Here is a 14851-nt window from a genome sequence, read left to right on the forward strand (position 1 = left end):
GACGACTTCCGGAGATCAGCAACCACACGGCAATATTCGGGCCGCTGCGTACGTGCCCTCCACCTCGAGCGAATCGTCGTCGATGACTATCAGTGGCTCGCCGACCAGATCGCGACCGGAACACCCGAACGCATGGCCCCACATACTGCTGCGGTTCCTCCAAGCCGCGCGAAGTCACCCAGTGGTTCCGGCCAACATGCTCTACGCCACCGCGTACAACTTCGGCGGCGGAATCGAGGACGACGCGCGTTCCCACTACGCTGATTTCATCAGTGCCGCAGTGGGATTCAGCGTTGCGCATTTCTAGTCTCGGGTGTTCGTGCCGCCATCGCTGCCCTGCCGAACGCGCGGCGGTCCGCTAGTTTGGTGGTCGATACCCGTTCGGCGATCAGGAGATGCGATGGAGCTAAAAGCGGTGCTGGGGCCTGTTGCGCGCGGATTCAACGCGGGCGTCATGGCGTTGACGAAGGCACCATGGATCGGGCCTCGGGTGAGCCGGGCGATCACCGAGATCACTTATGTCGGCCGACGTTCCGGACGCACCGTCAGTACGCCGGTGGGCTTTCGACGTTCTGGCGACGAGGTCACTATCGCGGTCGGTATGCCGGACCAGAAGAGGTGGTGGCGCAACTTTCTCGGCGCGGGTGGCCCCATCTCGCTGAAGCTGGACGGCGTCGAAAGGTCCGGGCATGCTGTTGCCCGACGCGATGACAAGGGCGGCGTCAGCGTCATTGTGCACTTGAACGAGGTCGATTAGCCCATAGTGCTGTTGCTTTCGGTCGTGACCGCAGACACCCTGCCAGGTCAGTCCTGCGGAGTGAGCAGGACGATCGGGATTTCGCGGTCGGTCTTCTGTGCGTACTCGTCGTACAGCGGGAAGATGCGCGCCATCTGGAGCCAGAGGTGCTCACGTTCGGCCGGGGACGCGACCCGGGCGCGAGCGGTGAACCGACGGCCGCCGACCTGCACCCCGACGCGCGGGTCCGCTTGGAGGTTCTTCAACCACGCCGGATCCTCGTCGGCACCAGCTTTGGAGGCGACGACGACGAAGTCCTCGCCTGCGGTGCCGTAGATCAGGCACGTGCGGCGCGGAACGCCGGTCCTGCGTCCGGTCGTGGCGAGCACGAGTGTGTAGACGCCGTTCGACTCGTGTCCCTCGGTGCCACCCGAGGCCAGATACGTACGAGTCTGCTCAGCGACCCAGTCCCATTGCGAGTCGGTGGCGTGGTCAAGGTCGTCGGCGACAGCCATGACGGATGGTCCCTTCTGAAACGGAAGTCTGGTACGGAACGTGCTGTCTACTTCAGTTGAGCTCCTCGACCAGCCCGATGATGATGCCCTCGGGGCCGCGAACGTAGCAGTACCGGTAGATGTCCCCGTACCGCGCCACCTCGCCCACGAGTTCGGCGCCGTGGGCGCGCAGGCGGTCGAGGGTGTCGTCGACGGCGTCGACGACGAAAGTGAGGCGAGGGATGCCTGGGGTGTTCACTGGTGCCTTCGGCGCGCTGCTGGTGGCCACCGGCGTATGGAACGTCGACAGTTCGACCCGGCCGTGGCCGTCCGGGGTCCGCACGACGGCGATATCCGCTCTGACGCCGTCCAGCCCGACAAGCTGATCCACCCACTCACCCTCGACTGCTGCCTCGCCCTCCAGTTCCAGGCCCAATTCGACGAAGAACGCGATAGCGGCCGCGAGATCTTCGACCACAACGCCGACGTGATCCATCCGGTAGATCATCGTTCCTCCTGTGTTACGCGGCCCGTCGTGGCCGCTCGTGCCCCTGAGACGGAGCTGGCGCAATGTTCTCGACACCATGACATCTGTGATGGCCGTCACAATCCCTGGCCCGCACGCCCGAGCGTTCGCGCTCGTCCCTCGACTCCTGTCATCTACCGCCTGGGTCACCGATGAGATCGAGCATCGCGCGGCGTCGATATCAGTGATCCACCCGAGAGGAGAGCGTTATGAACCAGTCCACCAACGAATCGGCGCGCAGGCGCCTGGAGGTCTTCGCCGGGGAATGGACGATGCAGGCAGGACCTCCTGGCGGGCCACCATGGCCGGGTGCGGGCCGGGTCACCTTCGAATGGCTCACGGGCACACCGCTGTTGGTTCAGCGCTGGCATATCGACCTGCCCGAGGCTCCCGACGGTGTCGCAGTCATCGGTTGCGATGGAATGAGCGACACCTACTACCAGCTCTACACTGACGACCGGGACGTTCAGCGAATCTACGAGATGACCCTGACCGACGGCATCTGGACGTTGCAGCGCGACGGCGCGCCCTTCGCACAGCGATTCACCGGCAGGTTTTCCGACGACGGGACGACGATCCTGGGTCGCTGGGAGCTGGCCGAGGACCGAAAGACCTGGAAGACGGACTTCGACCTGACCTACACGAAGGTCGCGTAGCGTCGCAGCTGCGGCAGGGAGGGGAGGCGATGTCGAAAGAGGTTGGCGGGAAGCGGTTTCGGCCGCCGGAGGATCCGCAGAAGCCGAGCAGGGAGTCTGTCGCCCATGCAGGCAGTGGTTCACGTGCCGACAACCATTGTTCCGGTATTCCGCGTATCGTTCCTCGGTTTCCGATCCCTGTGTGCTGCCACGATTCCGCCGACGATCGCGGCTGTGGTGTCCACGTCCTCGCTTCGGCTACCGATCGGCCGAGCAGCTTACGGGCTCGCCGGACACCGTCCGCGGTCCTACCGTCAACCAGATATGGCTCTGTCACGTGCAGCAATTCACTTGGTGTACAGCCTTTTCCGCGATTCGCGGCAGCGTGGCTCGCCGCGGCGGCCACCGCCATGGCACCTACGATCGCTTCCGGGTGCCGGTGGGTGACCTCGGCGGACAGCGCGGCCTGCGCTGCCGCTCGGCGCAGGTCTCCAGCGAAGTACGCCCCGAGCGGCGCGACTCGGATCGCGGCGCCGTTCCCCCATGATCCGCGTCCGCCGAAAGCAGCTGCGGCCGCTTCCTTCCAGGGGCGTCCGTCGCGAATCTCGTGCAGCACAACGACTGTGCCGCCGCCATAACCACGATAGGGTTCGCAGCGATCGGCGAAGGCGCCGGCGAGCGCGTCCCGGTCGATACAGCCGCGTCCGCGGACTTGCGTGTATACCGAACAGGCCATCTCGGTGTCGTCGGTCCACTGCGACGGCGCCGCTGGCGTTCGTCCGGCGAGCAGATCAATGAGTCGTTGCGATGAGGCGTCGGAGTGCGGCGCGGGCGGGTGGGCCCCATGTGGGCTTGCCGCCGGGGCGGCCGTTGACGCCGGCGTCTGCGATGAAGATGCCGCTCAGGGCGCGCAACACCGCGCATCCGCGGGCGCGGCGCAGGGTCGCTGCGTCCGGGGTCGGCTGGTAGGAGGTATGGAAGCGGTCGGCGGCGCCGTCCGGCAAAAGAAGCCAAGCGGCTGCGAGGTCGCAAGCCGGATCGCCCGCGAAGAGGTCGCCGAAGTCGATTACGCCGCAGATCGTGCCGTCTGCGGTGAAGATGTTTGCTGGATGCAGGTCGCCGTGGAGCCATAGTGGCGGACCGGGCCAGCCGGGCGCGGCGGCGGCGTCTTCGAAGACCGCGCGGATGGCGTCTGGGTCGGGGATCAGTCCCAGCTCGGTGGCCGAGGCGAGCTGCTCGGCGAACCCTTCGCGATAGTCGGCCAGCGGCGCTCGGCGGTTCCGGCCGGTGGGCGCCCCATCGGGGGCGGGTTGGTGAAGTGCGGTCAGGAAGGAGGCCAGGGTGGTGGCCGCCTCCGTAGCGCGCGTGACGGGGGCGCGGTCGGCAGGCGTGCCCGGCACCCAGGTGGTGACGATCCAGGGCCGCGGAAACCGCTCGGAGGGCTCACCGAGCCGCTGTGGAACGGGAACCGGCAGTGGAAGGCGCGGGGCGAGGGCGGGCAGCCAGGTGTGCTCGTTGTGTAGCAGCGCGTCGGCGGACTCCGTCGCCCAGGGCAATCGGACGGCGAGGTCGTCGCCGAGCCGCCATAGCTGGTTGTCCCAGCCACGCGCGCCGAGCCGCACAGGGTAATCGGCCAGGTCGGGGTGCTGCTCACGCAGCAGATCCCGCACCAACTCCGCCGTGATATCGATCCCGGTGTGCGACATGCGGATCAACAGTAGCGAGGTGGCATCCGACCCGATCCAACTGCTGCAGGGGACCGGGTCATGAAGGCGCAGGAGTCTGCCCTCCTGCACCTTCCAGCGGACGGTACACAGTCGGCTATGACAGGACGGCTCGAGCTGCAATCGATCTCGCGGACGGACAGCGCGACCAGCGGCATGTCAGTGCACTCCGGACGGTCGGACGGTGGCTGCGAATCCGACACACGCTACGGGCGGCCCGCGGGTGTACCGAGTCGTCGGTGCACGTGCCGATCATCATGCGATGTCGTTGGCGCAGGCCACTTTCGATGACGTTCCCGCTGCCGTCTGTTCCCAGACGACCATCTCCCCGCACAGTTGGAGTTCGCTGCCGCGATGCGAGCACGCACCCAACTGCCGGCCACCTTCCACCAAGATGACCCGTCCGGCCGCCCCAACGGCTACCTCGAAAGCGTCACCCGCAACAGCCCCCGCGAGCGTCACGAACGCCTTGGAAAATGTTCATTCGATGGAACCGTTTCGAAAGACGGTGCGTCCATTACTGATACAAGTGCCATAGCGTGACGGGACTCAGTTCCCAACCTGCGAACCGCCCGCACGGACCGGAGACCGAGATCTCGGGCCGGCATGTACATGACTTTGTGTGAAGGAGAGTGTTGACTTGGCCGGGTTTCTGCAGGTGGACATCGATGTGTTGAGCAAGACGGTTCAGTCGCTACGCGGCGCCGAGCAGGTTCTCAACGATGCGATGAACGTGATGAAGGACGGCGGCCACGGCGATATCGGGACCAAGACTCTCAACGACGCCGCCGACAGCTTCCAACGACGATGGAAATTCGGCATCGAGCGGATCGGGGAGTCCGCCAAGACAACCGCGGACGGTGTCGCGCAGTGTCTTGATGCGTATCAGCAGACCGACCAGGCATTCGCCAAGGTGGTCGAGCAAGCCAGGAGCGTCGTTGACGGACAGCCGAGCACCTCGGTCACAGCATGAGCCAGAACCCGTACCCCTACCTCGGTTTCAACCCGGTTCCGGGCGCGCCTGACGACGTCGCAGGGCTGCGCGGGCAGATCAGCACAGCCGCGGACGCAGTCAAAGAAACCAACCAGCTGTTGAATAGTCTGCGCAACAGCAATGAGAACGTCTGGCAGGGTGCGGGCGGCGATGCATTCCGCGCCAACTTCGATGCCACGCTCGCCCAAGACCTCGGCTACGCACAGAACTCGCTCGAAAAGGCCGTCGGCCTGCTCGCCGAATGGCACACGGACCTGGTGGGCTTTCAGGACACCGCCAAGGGCTTGGAAGCCGAAACAGCCGAGGCAAAAGGGCAGTACAACAGTGCGCTTCAAACATTGCAACAAGCTCGGTCGAACACAGACCTGGGTCTGGGCAGTATGACCTTCACCGATCCGGTCGAGCTGCAGGCCGCGCAGACCCGCCTCAACGCCGCCACCGCGCAGGTCAATGCTGCCGTCGCAGCAGTCAACACCTGGGAAGGAAACGTCGATTCGATCATCCGTCGCGCGCGCGAGCTCGAAAGCACACATGACAGCACCGCCCGGCGGATCGCCAGTGAACTGGATGCAGCCGCAAAGGATTTCGCGCCCAGCCCGCCGGACAGGAGCATCTGGGATCGCATCTCCGATGCGATAAAAGGTGTTGGCCAGTGGATCAGCGATCACCGAGAGCAGATCCATGATGTCTTGGCAGGAATAACCGCGGTTACGGGCCTTCTCGCGCTGGTGACACCACCGCCCGCAGACGCGATCTTCGCAGGTATCGCGCTCGTCGCCGGTGTAGGTGTCCTCGCAATGGATGCTCTTGATCCCGAAGTCCGTGACGCGTTCAAGGATGTCTTTTCTGGGGATTTCAATGGTGATGCACTGAAGAAGATAGGGATGACAGTGGGTCTTGACAGCCTGGGTGTCATACCTGGCGTTGGAGGCGCGGTAAAGGGTCTGAAAGCATTTACGGAACTCGGAGAATTTGCACCGGCCATAAGGTCGTTCACTGAGGGAGCGCAAGCGCCGGGGATAGCAACGAAACTTATTGATGGTGTTCCTGATGTTGTCAATAGGATTCCGCTGACGCCGTCGGCTGTGACCCGATCTATGGGCGACTTCACCAGCTTCTTCGAAGACTTCGGTCAGGTGAGCAAGTTCGAGGCGGGAACCTCGGCGGCTGGTATTGAACTGTTCTCACGCGCCGGGAAGGCTGGCCTCGGCCTCTTCAATATTGGGAACAGCGGAAATGGCTGAGACAACGGTAGATATCTGGATCCCGCACGGCTTCATGGAAATGCCTCTGACCGATATTGAGCGTCGGATGGATGTTGCCCAAGAGATCGTTGGAGAAATGCAACCGTCGACCATGAAATCCATGGCTCAGGCCATCTTACCCACTGCGGCAACGCTCTTTGCCGAACTGGCACACCGGGATGCTAGGTACTGTGGCGTAGGTCGGCACCTGACATCAGACGGAAACCTGATCACGTCGTGCGTCACGGTTTGCGTTTACGAAACCGGCGGGGAGAAGATCAACCCACGATTGGCTTTGATGCATCTGGTCGAGTCCAGGGCCGAATCCGGCGAAACATATGATATCGAAATGGTAGATGTGGGCGGTCGGCCAATGATGTTCGCTGAACGAGTGATAGAGCTCCCAACGCCCGAACTTCCCGGGAGACCGTACACGAGTAACGCAACAGGCACGTACCAACTCGAAGCGGTAGTGCCATCAAATGACGGGTCAGCCCTTGCAGCTATCGAGTTATCGACCGCAGCAGTCGACTATGGTCGGGAGTTTCGAAAGATGATGGTAGATATGGCGCAGTCGATCGAATTCCGGGCACACAGTCCGTTGACGCCTCGCCCCTCGTCGCTGGACTTGTGAGGGCTTTCGTCGTGGAGACATCATCAACGGCCGCATCCTGGCCAGCGACACGCGCCGCGTTGCGAAAGGGCGCGCTGTTGCCGTGGATTGCACTGGCCGCCGGGATTGCCGGCATTCCAGCATCGGTAATCTTCATAAATATGGGCGATCCTGGCCACAGCCATTTGGCCCACCGCATGTCCGCTCCCGGGTGTATATTTTCGGTAATCCTGTTCTGCACAGGGATTATCGGCGCATGCATGGTATGGATCCGGAGACGGACAAGGCAGATATTACTGCGGAATCCCTGGCGGGAGTATCGCGTCGGCCATGTCACCAACGGCCGGTACGAGTGGGTTGAGCTGAAAGATGCAAACAACGCTCGGATCTCCCAATTGATTGTCGGCAGTTGGGTCCATCAAATAGGAGAAGTAGTCGATAACAGCTCTTCGATAGTGTGGTTCGCAGGCGACCCGCGCAAACGCGGGGTCATCTCGACGCCGGGTGGAGCAAATCTGCGATACGCTTATTATAGAGGAGATGCACCAGTAGAACCCACGCGTGCGGATATTAGAGAAACCGGCCTGTCACGACACGGCGGTAAAGCTGATCCTCATTACCCATCGCCTCGTATGTTGCGTCGAGTCTGCGCATTTGTGTTCGACTGGTCATTGCATTTCGGAGCAGCCGCCGCAGTCGTCACATTTGGTAAAGATGCGATCCCGCTCCCCGGAGTCGTTGCGCTCGGCGTCTGGTTGACAACTTCCTTTGCTGATCGAGTCATACTGCAGGGCGCGTTTCATACGACCGTCGGGAAGGCGCTGTTCGGGCTGTGCGTGATACAGCCCGGCGACGGCTCGTTTCCATCATATGGGAGACTGACAAAGGTTTGGCTTATGAATTTGTATTTTTCAGTCGTGCTGCCCCTGGCATTATTCGGAGGGGACGGCCCGGCCCCCGACAAGCTCAGCGACTACTTCCTGCCCGCAGTGCGTCGTCGTGACCTCAGCGCGCAGACAGAATTCCAGTAAGTTCGCTGGATTACACCGATTCAGCCGCGGGCGCTCACCGAGCTCGAGTCCGGCGTGGTCACCAAGCTGCTGTCGTCTGGTGCCGCCGGCGCGGGCGAGTTCCTGTCGCAGATCCCGTTCGCGCAGGTCGTCGCGACCTGGGGTGTCGGTTCGCCCAGCGTTGACCTGGCGGTGCTGCCCAGTGCAGTGCCGGCGTCCGGATCGACGGACGGGATCTTTGCCAGCGGAGCGGTCACGGACCAGAACGGGGCACCTGTCGGTGAGGTCATCCTGTGGGTCGAGAACGGCAGGCTCAGCGGAATCGAGTACGCCTGGTATGCGGATGAGCGCCCACGGGCGCTGCCCGAGCCTGCGCATATCGAAGTTCTGTAGAGCTGCCCTCGACTCGGGCTCCTGGATGAGGCACTAGCTGGTCCAGCCTGCCGATTCATGTGCTCGAAGTAGGCGTCGTCGGCGGCTTGTATCTCGGTTTCGGATCTCGGCCCAAACTGTTCGTGGAGGCTTCTGTTCACCATCCAGACGTTGGAGCTGGTCGCGGATCCGGGGGGCGGATTTATTGATCAGATGTTTGACTTTGGCTTTTGCATCAGCTCGCACTTTGCGGTGGCAATATCGCAGCACTGCGGCGAGTTGGCTGCTGGGCGAGCGCATAGCGCCTGGCGCGATCTGGAGATCGGTGATCTCGCCGTGGGCGTCGACCTCGACGAGTACTCCTCGTACTTCGCTGTGCACGCGCACCCCAGCGATCGCCGCGGCGAGCTGCTGGCTGTTGCTGTGGATCTCGGCGAGTTCTCGCTGAAGTTGCCGCTCCCATTCCTGGATGTTTCCCCGGCCCGTGTTTGGCGAGGTTCGGCGACACGCTTTATGATCGACGCGATGATGATTCCTTCTGATCGCAGATTGGGGGTCCCGTTCGTCCAAGGTGAGTGCTGATGCTCACTGCGAAGACGAATGCGGACGATTCCCGCCTTTCCTTCTGGCCGCGTGTGCGTGAGTTCGCCGTGCCGCCCTCCATGATCGAGACCGCTACTGCTCGGCGTCGCGCCGGGGATTGGGCCGGGGCCTGTGCGGCCGCAGGTTTCGATGTCGATGTCGATTTACGTTCTGTGGCAAGGGCTTACGGCCGGGAGTTGGTGGCCGAGGTTCGGTCCGATCTCCGGCATTTGGCCCCGGATCTGCTGCGCTGGCACCTGCCGAGGGTTGCTCCGGATGGTTTGCTCCGGCCGGGATTGACGATCACCCTTGCTCGTTACCCTCGTGGCAGAGCCGGTTTCGTGCATCTAGTGGTTCGTACCGCGCCGGCTTGGGCGGATGCCGGGCAGCGGGTCGGCCTGGCGCTGTGGGATGGGCCCGGCACCGCAACCGGCTTGCATCCGCATCCCCGGCCGGACCGGCGTTTCCGGATGGACCTGCACCGTCACCTCTGGGATGCACGCAGGGCCGATCAGCTGGGGGTACGGTGTGGAGCCGAATCGGGCGCCGACCGGTCGGCGCTGGACCCGGCTCTGCTGGAGATTGTGCCGCGGGATCGCGGCTACGCCGTTGATCGCTGGGGCGCCGAGGCGCGAATCCTGCTCGATTCCGAAGGGCGGCAGGAGAATACGTTCCTGGTGCGATTGGGTGCCCGGCAACGGGTGATTGCCGAACTGGGGCCTGCCGACTTGCGGATCGCGGCGGCATATCCGGCCGGAGCTGTCTCCGCGCTTGCGGTGCTGCCCGACGCCGCGACCTGGCAACCACCCGACCTGGAACTGCTTCGCACCGGTGTGATCTCGCTCGATCGACTGCATCCGCTGGTCGCCGCGGCGCTGGTGCCGGACTATTCGCCGAGCGAATCCGTCTGGGGGCCAATCCAAGTGGAGCGAACACACCTGGTGGCATGCGGCGGCGAGCAACATCGAATCGGCTTGGTCGACGGTGCGCTGTCCGCGTTGGACCACGACCCGGCCGAGATCCGGCGCGAGGAACTCCTGGCCGCCTTGACCGGCACCCCGCTGCCCTGCCTGCAGGCCATCGATCAGGCACATCGCCAACCGGACTGCCTCACAGGCGTTCGCGAACGTCTCGCACATGGCGACGTCGCCGGCGCACTCTGCGTCGTCGAAGGCCTGCTCGGTCCCGAAGCGATCCTGCGCGACGGAGCTCTCCGGGACGAACTGACAGCCACCGCGCAACAGCGAATCACATACGGGCTCTACCGATCCGGGCTATCCGAATCGCAACTCGCCCCCAACTACCCTGGCGCTCGCCGTCCACGAGATCGCCGTGCGCGCCCGCGCAACGCGACGAGCTACTAACCCCTGCCAGAGCAGTGCGCTCCGGCGCGAGGCGACTGCTTCCCGATCTTGCGACTACCGCGCACAGCCGCGCGGCACGACCGCCTAACGGTCCGCGGCGGCGCGACTGCTTCCCACCGTCGTGTCCGTTTATCCTCCTACAACACAAGGTGATTCATATGTCTGCTGCTATCACGGCCTCCGCTGCTCACACCTGCGCGGATCACGCTTCCCAGCTCGATATCGCCGCTGATCTGCTCACACTGCTCGGCGAGGCCACCACCGAACCGCGCCCCAACACCCAACTCGAGGCCCTCACCCTGGCGGTGGCCGCTGACCTGCCGGTGCTGCTGTGGGGCGAGCCGGGAATCGGCAAGACCGCGGCACTGACGCAGCTCGCCGAAACCCTGGATCTACCGCTGACCACCGTGATCGCGAGCGTGCATGAGCCATCGGACTTTTCGGGTCTGCCGATCGTCGGCGACGACCCGTCCGAGCACGGTGTTCCGATGGCGCCACCGGACTGGGCGGTGCGATTGGTCCGGGCAGGTCGAGGGCTGCTGTTCCTCGACGAGCTGTCCACCGCGCCGCCCGCCGTGCAGGCAGCCCTGCTGCGGCTCGTGCTGGAGCGGCGGATCGGTTCACTGAAGCTGCCGCCCGGCGTCCGGATCGTGGCGGCAGCCAATCCGCGCTCGTCGGCGGCCGATGGCTGGGAGCTGAGCCCGCCGCTGGCCAACCGGTTCGTGCACCTGCAATGGGTGCACGATCACGATGTGGTCGTGCGGGGTCTCGGCGGCACCTGGCCGCGCGCGACACTGCCGCAGCTCGACCCGGAAAAGCTCACGGAGGCAGTGGCGTTCGCGCGTCGCGCGGTGTGCGTGCTGCTCGCGGCGCGCCCGAAGCTCGTGCACCAGATGCCGAGCAGTGAAGCGCGCCGGGGTGGCGCCTGGGCTTCGCCTCGCAGTTGGGAGATGACGCTGCGGCTGATCGCGTTCGCCACCGCCGCGGGGTCTTCCAGGGATGTGCTGTCGCTGTTGGTCCGGGGCGCGGTCGGGGATGGCCCGGGTTTCGAGCTGCTGACCAGCCTGGACCGGATGGACCTCCCGGACCCCGAGACGCTGCTGGCCGATCCGGCCGGCGCTGAGCTGCCCGAGCGCGGGGATCTGCGCCAAGCCGCGCTCGACGGTGTGGTCGCGGCGGTGCGTAAGCGCCCGGAGCGATCCCGCTGGGATGCGGCGTGGGTGCTACTGGTCAGGGCGATCGAAACCGGGGCGCCGGATCTGGTGGTCGTCCCCGCGACCACGCTCGCCACACTGCGCCAGGGAAATTGGGAGGTGCCGGCGGCGATCGAGAAGCTGGCGGGCGTGGTGTCGGTGTCGCAGCGCGCGGATCGCGCCGCCGATCTCGTGCGGGCGGGCCGATGACAGTGCCGGCAGCGGATCAGAAACTGGATCTGGAAAAGCTCTTCGCCGCCCGGCTATACGCCCTCCGAGTCCGGCCTTACCTGGCGACCGCTCTTTTCGCTCTGCACATCATCGAATCGCGCCGCGTCCCGACGATGGGTGTGGACCGCTACTGGCGCTGCTACGTTTCGCCCGCGTTCGTGGACAGCATGCCCGTCGAGGAATTGGCCGGGGTCTTGGTGCACGAGGTCTCGCACTTGCTGCGCGACCATCACGGCCGGGGTGACCGCTTCGCCCGCGAGCACGAGCTGAGCGGGCCCGGGGAGCGGCTGCGCATGAATATCGCCGCAGATTTCGAGATCAACGACGACACCTTCGGCGACGGATTGGTCCGCCCGGAGGGTGCGGTCCTGCCCGCCGACATCGACTTGCCCGCAGGCAAACTCATGGAGGAGTACCTGCGGGAGTTCCGGTTCGGAACGTACACGCCGGGCATGGCGTGGCTCGATTGCGGCAGCGGCGCCGACGGCCTGCAACGCGAATGGGAGCTCGGGCCGCTCGGCGCGGACGGCCTCAGCGAACAGGAACGCGACGGCGTGCGCTTCCGGGTGGCGCAGGGCATCATCGGCCGCCCGGGCAACGTGCCTGAAGGATGGCGGCGCTGGGCGCAGGAAGCATTCCATCCACCGCAGCCGTGGCGCGACCTGCTCGGCGCGGCACTTCGCGCGGCCGTCTCCGCGCCCGGGGTCGGCGAGGACTACACCTATGGCCGGCCCGCGCGACGCTCGGCCGGTGTGCCCGGTGTCATCCTGCCGAGTCTGCGGCGCACGCCACCTCGCGTCAGCGTGATCATCGATACCTCCGGTTCGGTCAGCGACGCCGAACTCGGCAGCGCCCTACTCGAAGTGACCGCCATCTGCCGCGCGGCAGGCGGTCGCCGCGACCTGGTCACCGTGTTGTCCTGCGACGCGGCCGCCCGGATCGCGCACCCGCTGTGCGCGGCCGAGGGCATACCGCTGGTGGGCGGTGGCGGAACCGACCTACGCACAGGCTTCGCCAAAGCCCTTCGCGCCCAACCCCGCCCGGACGTCGTCGTGGTCCTCACCGACGGTCAGACGCCCTGGCCCGAGACCAAGCCGTGTTGCCGCACCGTCGTGGGCCTATTCAGCCGGGCCGCTTCGTGGAGCGAAAGCGAACCCGATTACGTTCCGGACAGACCACCGGCGTGGGCGCGAGTCGTCGAAATCGGCTAGCTGATCACACGGTCAAGAAGTGCATATCCCTGCCCGCTGGTGGCATCCATGTGGATTTGATCATTCGGCAGGCAGTGGTGCGCCCGCGGTCAGCGCGCGGTGCAAGGCGTCCTCGACCAAGGTGCGCAGCCAGGTGTGGGCGGGGTCGGAGGCGAAGCGTTGATGCCAGGTCATGATCACCGGCACCGGGGGGAGTGCGAAGGGGATGTCGCGGCTGCGCAGATGTCGGTGGGCACTTCGAGCGTGGCATAGCCGTTCGGGCACGACGGTCACGAGGTCGGTGGTCGCGACGAGGTCGAGTGCGCTGGAACTGGTGGACAGCGTGGCGATGATCTCGCGCCGTAAACCGAACGTTGCCAGCACATCGTCGATCGGGCCGTGGGATCTTCCTCTGCGGGAGATGGCAATGTGGATGGCTGCGGCGAAGCGCTCGATCGTGAGTTCTTCGGTGTCGAGCGGATGACCGATGCGGTGGACCACCACTATCCGGTCGGCACCGACCCGCTGATGGCTGATGGCCGGGCTCGACGGGATCGTCGCACCGATTTCCAGATCGATGTGCCCGCGGGCGAGGTCGGGGTTGTCCTGGGAGGGTTCGGCCAGGAATCGGACCTTCGCGTGGGGTGCTTGTTTCGCGATGGCGAGCACGACAGCCGGGGCGATCGTATCGAGTAACGCGTCGTGCCCGCGGATGCTGAATACGCGGTCGAGGCGGTCCAGTGCCAGTTCGGTGGGCGGGGTCAGGACCGCGCGAGCCCGGGTGACGAGTTCGCGGGTTTCCGCGCGCAATGCCAGTGCGTGCGGGGTGGGGATCATGGCACGACCATCGCGGACCAGGATGTCGTCGCCGGTCGCACGCCGAATACGGGCCAGTGTCCGGCTCATCGCCGGTGCGGACAGGTGTAGGCGGTCGGCGGCAGCTTGGACGCTGTTCTCTTCCAGCAGGGCGTCCAGGGCGATCAACAGGTTCAAATCCACCTGCATCAGAGTAATTCAATACCTAACAAGGATGCATTGGACATCATGTGTATGGGTTCCTAGCGTTGTGGTCACCCCTGACACGATCAGAAAGCAGGCCCGCCGTGGACACCGTTACCAGCACCACCCCCTCGACGACCGATGACGATCTCGCACTTCTCGCGGTGGTGCGCGACATCACGCACGCGGCCGGTCAGCGGGTCCTGCTCCGGTACTCGCCGCATACACGCCCCGCCGGTCGTCAGGACATGTTCGCTGCCGGATCCCGTAACGAAGAGGCCGCCCTCGACGGACTGCGCTCAGCGCTCGAGGCGGCCCGGCCCGAGGCGCGCTGGGTCGAGGAGGAACTCGAGACCGCGGCCTTGCCCGATGGTGAGTGGTGGACCGTGGATGCGGTGGAGGGCAACGTCAATCACGTGCACGGCCTGCCCGAATGGTGTGTCACCGTGACCCTGATCCGGGATCGGATCCCGGTGCTCGCGGTCGTATATCAGCCCGTCCCCGAGTTGGTTTACACCGCCGCCCGCGGGCAGGGAGCCTGGGTCAACGACGTTGCGTTGCGGGTCTCGGCGAAGACGCGTTTGGACGCGGCAATCGTCGCGACCGGGCAGGCGGAGGCCGGTCAGTCCGACACCTTCCGCCGCATCGGTGAGTCGATCACCGCCATGTTGCACCGTGCGCTGCTGGTTCGTGCCACGGTGCCGTCCACGTTCCCCATGCTGCTGGTCGCCTCCGGGCAGAACGACGTCTTCTGGCAGTACGAACCCGTCCTGCCCGGCATCGCCGCAGGCGTCCTGCTGATCACCGAGGCAGGCGGAAGTGTCTCGCGCACAGACGGATCCGCGTGGTTGCCCGGCAGCCCGGACATCCTCGTCGCGGCTCCAGCGCTGCATCGCGCGGCGATCGAAGTGCTCGCGACCATCCGCTGAACGCTTTCCCTTCCC

18 protein-coding genes are annotated in these 14851 nt (G+C 65.0%); 13 read left to right on the forward strand and 5 right to left on the reverse strand.

Going from position 1 to position 14851, the window contains the following annotated elements; genetic code table 11:
* The first annotated feature begins 181 nt into the window (after window positions 1-181).
* Window positions 182-307, forward strand: coding sequence for a hypothetical protein (locus ACZ60G_RS13985; RefSeq protein ID WP_465810355.1), 126 nt, complete (start codon window positions 182-184; stop codon window positions 305-307).
* Window positions 308-400: 93 nt separating this feature from the next.
* Window positions 401-757: a nitroreductase/quinone reductase family protein gene (locus tag ACZ60G_RS13990; RefSeq protein ID WP_465810357.1), complete on the forward strand. Its 357-nt coding sequence runs from the start codon at window positions 401-403 to the stop codon at window positions 755-757.
* 47 nt (window positions 758-804) lie between these two features.
* Here the strand turns inward: ACZ60G_RS13990 and ACZ60G_RS13995 are convergent, their stop codons facing one another.
* Window positions 805-1251 (reverse strand): nitroreductase family deazaflavin-dependent oxidoreductase, encoded by a 447-nt coding sequence (locus tag ACZ60G_RS13995; protein WP_465810359.1) that lies wholly within the window; start codon window positions 1249-1251, stop codon window positions 805-807.
* A 52-nt stretch (window positions 1252-1303) separates the two neighbouring features.
* The gene (locus tag ACZ60G_RS14000) at window positions 1304-1738 is read right to left on the reverse strand and encodes a VOC family protein (protein WP_465810361.1); all 435 of its coding nucleotides are present in this window, start codon (window positions 1736-1738) and stop codon (window positions 1304-1306) included.
* A 227-nt stretch (window positions 1739-1965) separates the two neighbouring features.
* On the opposite strand from ACZ60G_RS14000, the gene ACZ60G_RS14005 reads away from it, so the two are divergent.
* Window positions 1966-2412 carry a hypothetical protein gene (locus ACZ60G_RS14005; protein WP_465810362.1) on the forward strand — a complete coding sequence of 149 codons (447 nt, stop codon included), beginning with the start codon at window positions 1966-1968 and terminating at the stop codon, window positions 2410-2412.
* Here the strand turns inward: ACZ60G_RS14005 and ACZ60G_RS14010 are convergent.
* Window positions 2300-3187, reverse strand: a complete 888-nt coding sequence (locus ACZ60G_RS14010; protein ID WP_465810564.1) for an ADP-ribosylglycohydrolase family protein — start codon at window positions 3185-3187, stop codon at window positions 2300-2302. The two genes, ACZ60G_RS14005 and ACZ60G_RS14010, sit on opposite strands and share 113 nt — an antisense overlap.
* Window positions 3183-4097, reverse strand: a complete 915-nt coding sequence (locus tag ACZ60G_RS14015) for an aminoglycoside phosphotransferase family protein (protein WP_465810364.1) — start codon at window positions 4095-4097, stop codon at window positions 3183-3185. Before ACZ60G_RS14015 ends, ACZ60G_RS14010 begins: the two co-directional genes overlap by 5 nt.
* 640 nt (window positions 4098-4737) lie before the next feature.
* Between ACZ60G_RS14015 and ACZ60G_RS14020 the strand changes: the two genes are divergently transcribed.
* The 9 genes from ACZ60G_RS14020 (at window position 4738) to ACZ60G_RS14060 (ending at window position 12929) form a co-directional block, all read left to right on the forward strand.
* Entirely contained in the window at window positions 4738-5088 is a 351-nt protein-coding gene (locus ACZ60G_RS14020) for a hypothetical protein (RefSeq protein WP_465810366.1), read from the forward strand.
* Window positions 5085-6353, forward strand: coding sequence for a WXG100 family type VII secretion target (locus tag ACZ60G_RS14025; protein WP_465810368.1), 1269 nt, complete (start codon window positions 5085-5087; stop codon window positions 6351-6353). Before ACZ60G_RS14020 ends, ACZ60G_RS14025 begins: the two co-directional genes overlap by 4 nt.
* Window positions 6346-6987: a hypothetical protein gene (locus ACZ60G_RS14030; RefSeq protein WP_465810370.1), complete on the forward strand. Its 642-nt coding sequence runs from the start codon at window positions 6346-6348 to the stop codon at window positions 6985-6987. The genes ACZ60G_RS14025 and ACZ60G_RS14030 overlap by 8 nt, the downstream gene beginning before the upstream one ends.
* A gap of 11 nt (window positions 6988-6998) precedes the next feature.
* Window positions 6999-7997, forward strand: a complete 999-nt coding sequence (locus ACZ60G_RS14035) for a hypothetical protein (RefSeq protein WP_465810372.1) — start codon at window positions 6999-7001, stop codon at window positions 7995-7997.
* Window positions 7998-8051: 54 nt separating this feature from the next.
* On the forward strand, window positions 8052-8369 hold the full coding sequence (locus ACZ60G_RS14040; RefSeq protein WP_465810373.1) for a hypothetical protein: 318 nt from the start codon (window positions 8052-8054) through the stop codon (window positions 8367-8369).
* Between the two features lie 150 nt (window positions 8370-8519).
* Window positions 8520-8930, forward strand: a complete 411-nt coding sequence (locus ACZ60G_RS14045) for a hypothetical protein (protein WP_465810375.1) — start codon at window positions 8520-8522, stop codon at window positions 8928-8930.
* Complete coding sequence (locus ACZ60G_RS14050) at window positions 8930-10294, forward strand: hypothetical protein (RefSeq protein ID WP_465810376.1); 1365 nt, start codon at window positions 8930-8932, stop codon at window positions 10292-10294. The genes ACZ60G_RS14045 and ACZ60G_RS14050 overlap by 1 nt, the downstream gene beginning before the upstream one ends.
* A 158-nt stretch (window positions 10295-10452) precedes the next feature.
* On the forward strand, window positions 10453-11697 hold the full coding sequence (locus ACZ60G_RS14055; protein WP_465810378.1) for an AAA family ATPase: 1245 nt from the start codon (window positions 10453-10455) through the stop codon (window positions 11695-11697).
* Window positions 11694-12929 carry a vWA domain-containing protein gene (locus ACZ60G_RS14060; protein ID WP_465810380.1) on the forward strand — a complete coding sequence of 412 codons (1236 nt, stop codon included), beginning with the start codon at window positions 11694-11696 and terminating at the stop codon, window positions 12927-12929. The genes ACZ60G_RS14055 and ACZ60G_RS14060 overlap by 4 nt, the downstream gene beginning before the upstream one ends.
* Window positions 12930-12989: 60 nt before the next feature.
* Here ACZ60G_RS14060 and ACZ60G_RS14065 read toward each other — a convergent pair whose 3' ends face one another.
* Window positions 12990-13907 (reverse strand): LysR family transcriptional regulator, encoded by a 918-nt coding sequence (locus tag ACZ60G_RS14065; protein ID WP_465810382.1) that lies wholly within the window; start codon window positions 13905-13907, stop codon window positions 12990-12992.
* 104 nt (window positions 13908-14011) lie between these two features.
* Between ACZ60G_RS14065 and ACZ60G_RS14070 the strand changes: the two genes are divergently transcribed.
* A complete protein-coding gene (locus ACZ60G_RS14070; RefSeq protein ID WP_465810384.1) occupies window positions 14012-14836 on the forward strand; it encodes an inositol monophosphatase family protein in 825 nt (274 codons plus the stop codon).
* Window positions 14837-14851: the final 15 nt, after the last annotated feature.

The sequence above is a fragment of the Nocardia sp. NPDC102475 genome, assembly GCF_055584605.1.

Coding starts and splice junctions, on each gene's coding strand:
- ACZ60G_RS14005 (WP_465810362.1), top strand. CDS start 1,966: ATGAACCAGTCCACCAACGAATCGGCGCGCAGGCGCCTGGAGGTCTTC.
- ACZ60G_RS14060 (WP_465810380.1), top strand. CDS start 11,694: ATGACAGTGCCGGCAGCGGATCAGAAACTGGATCTGGAAAAGCTCTTC.
- ACZ60G_RS14050 (WP_465810376.1), top strand. CDS start 8,930: ATGCTCACTGCGAAGACGAATGCGGACGATTCCCGCCTTTCCTTCTGG.
- ACZ60G_RS14015 (WP_465810364.1), bottom strand. CDS start 4,097: ATGTCGCACACCGGGATCGATATCACGGCGGAGTTGGTGCGGGATCTG.
- ACZ60G_RS14025 (WP_465810368.1), top strand. CDS start 5,085: ATGAGCCAGAACCCGTACCCCTACCTCGGTTTCAACCCGGTTCCGGGC.
- ACZ60G_RS13995 (WP_465810359.1), bottom strand. CDS start 1,251: ATGGCTGTCGCCGACGACCTTGACCACGCCACCGACTCGCAATGGGAC.
- ACZ60G_RS14000 (WP_465810361.1), bottom strand. CDS start 1,738: ATGATCTACCGGATGGATCACGTCGGCGTTGTGGTCGAAGATCTCGCG.
- ACZ60G_RS14030 (WP_465810370.1), top strand. CDS start 6,346: ATGGCTGAGACAACGGTAGATATCTGGATCCCGCACGGCTTCATGGAA.
- ACZ60G_RS13990 (WP_465810357.1), top strand. CDS start 401: ATGGAGCTAAAAGCGGTGCTGGGGCCTGTTGCGCGCGGATTCAACGCG.
- ACZ60G_RS14055 (WP_465810378.1), top strand. CDS start 10,453: ATGTCTGCTGCTATCACGGCCTCCGCTGCTCACACCTGCGCGGATCAC.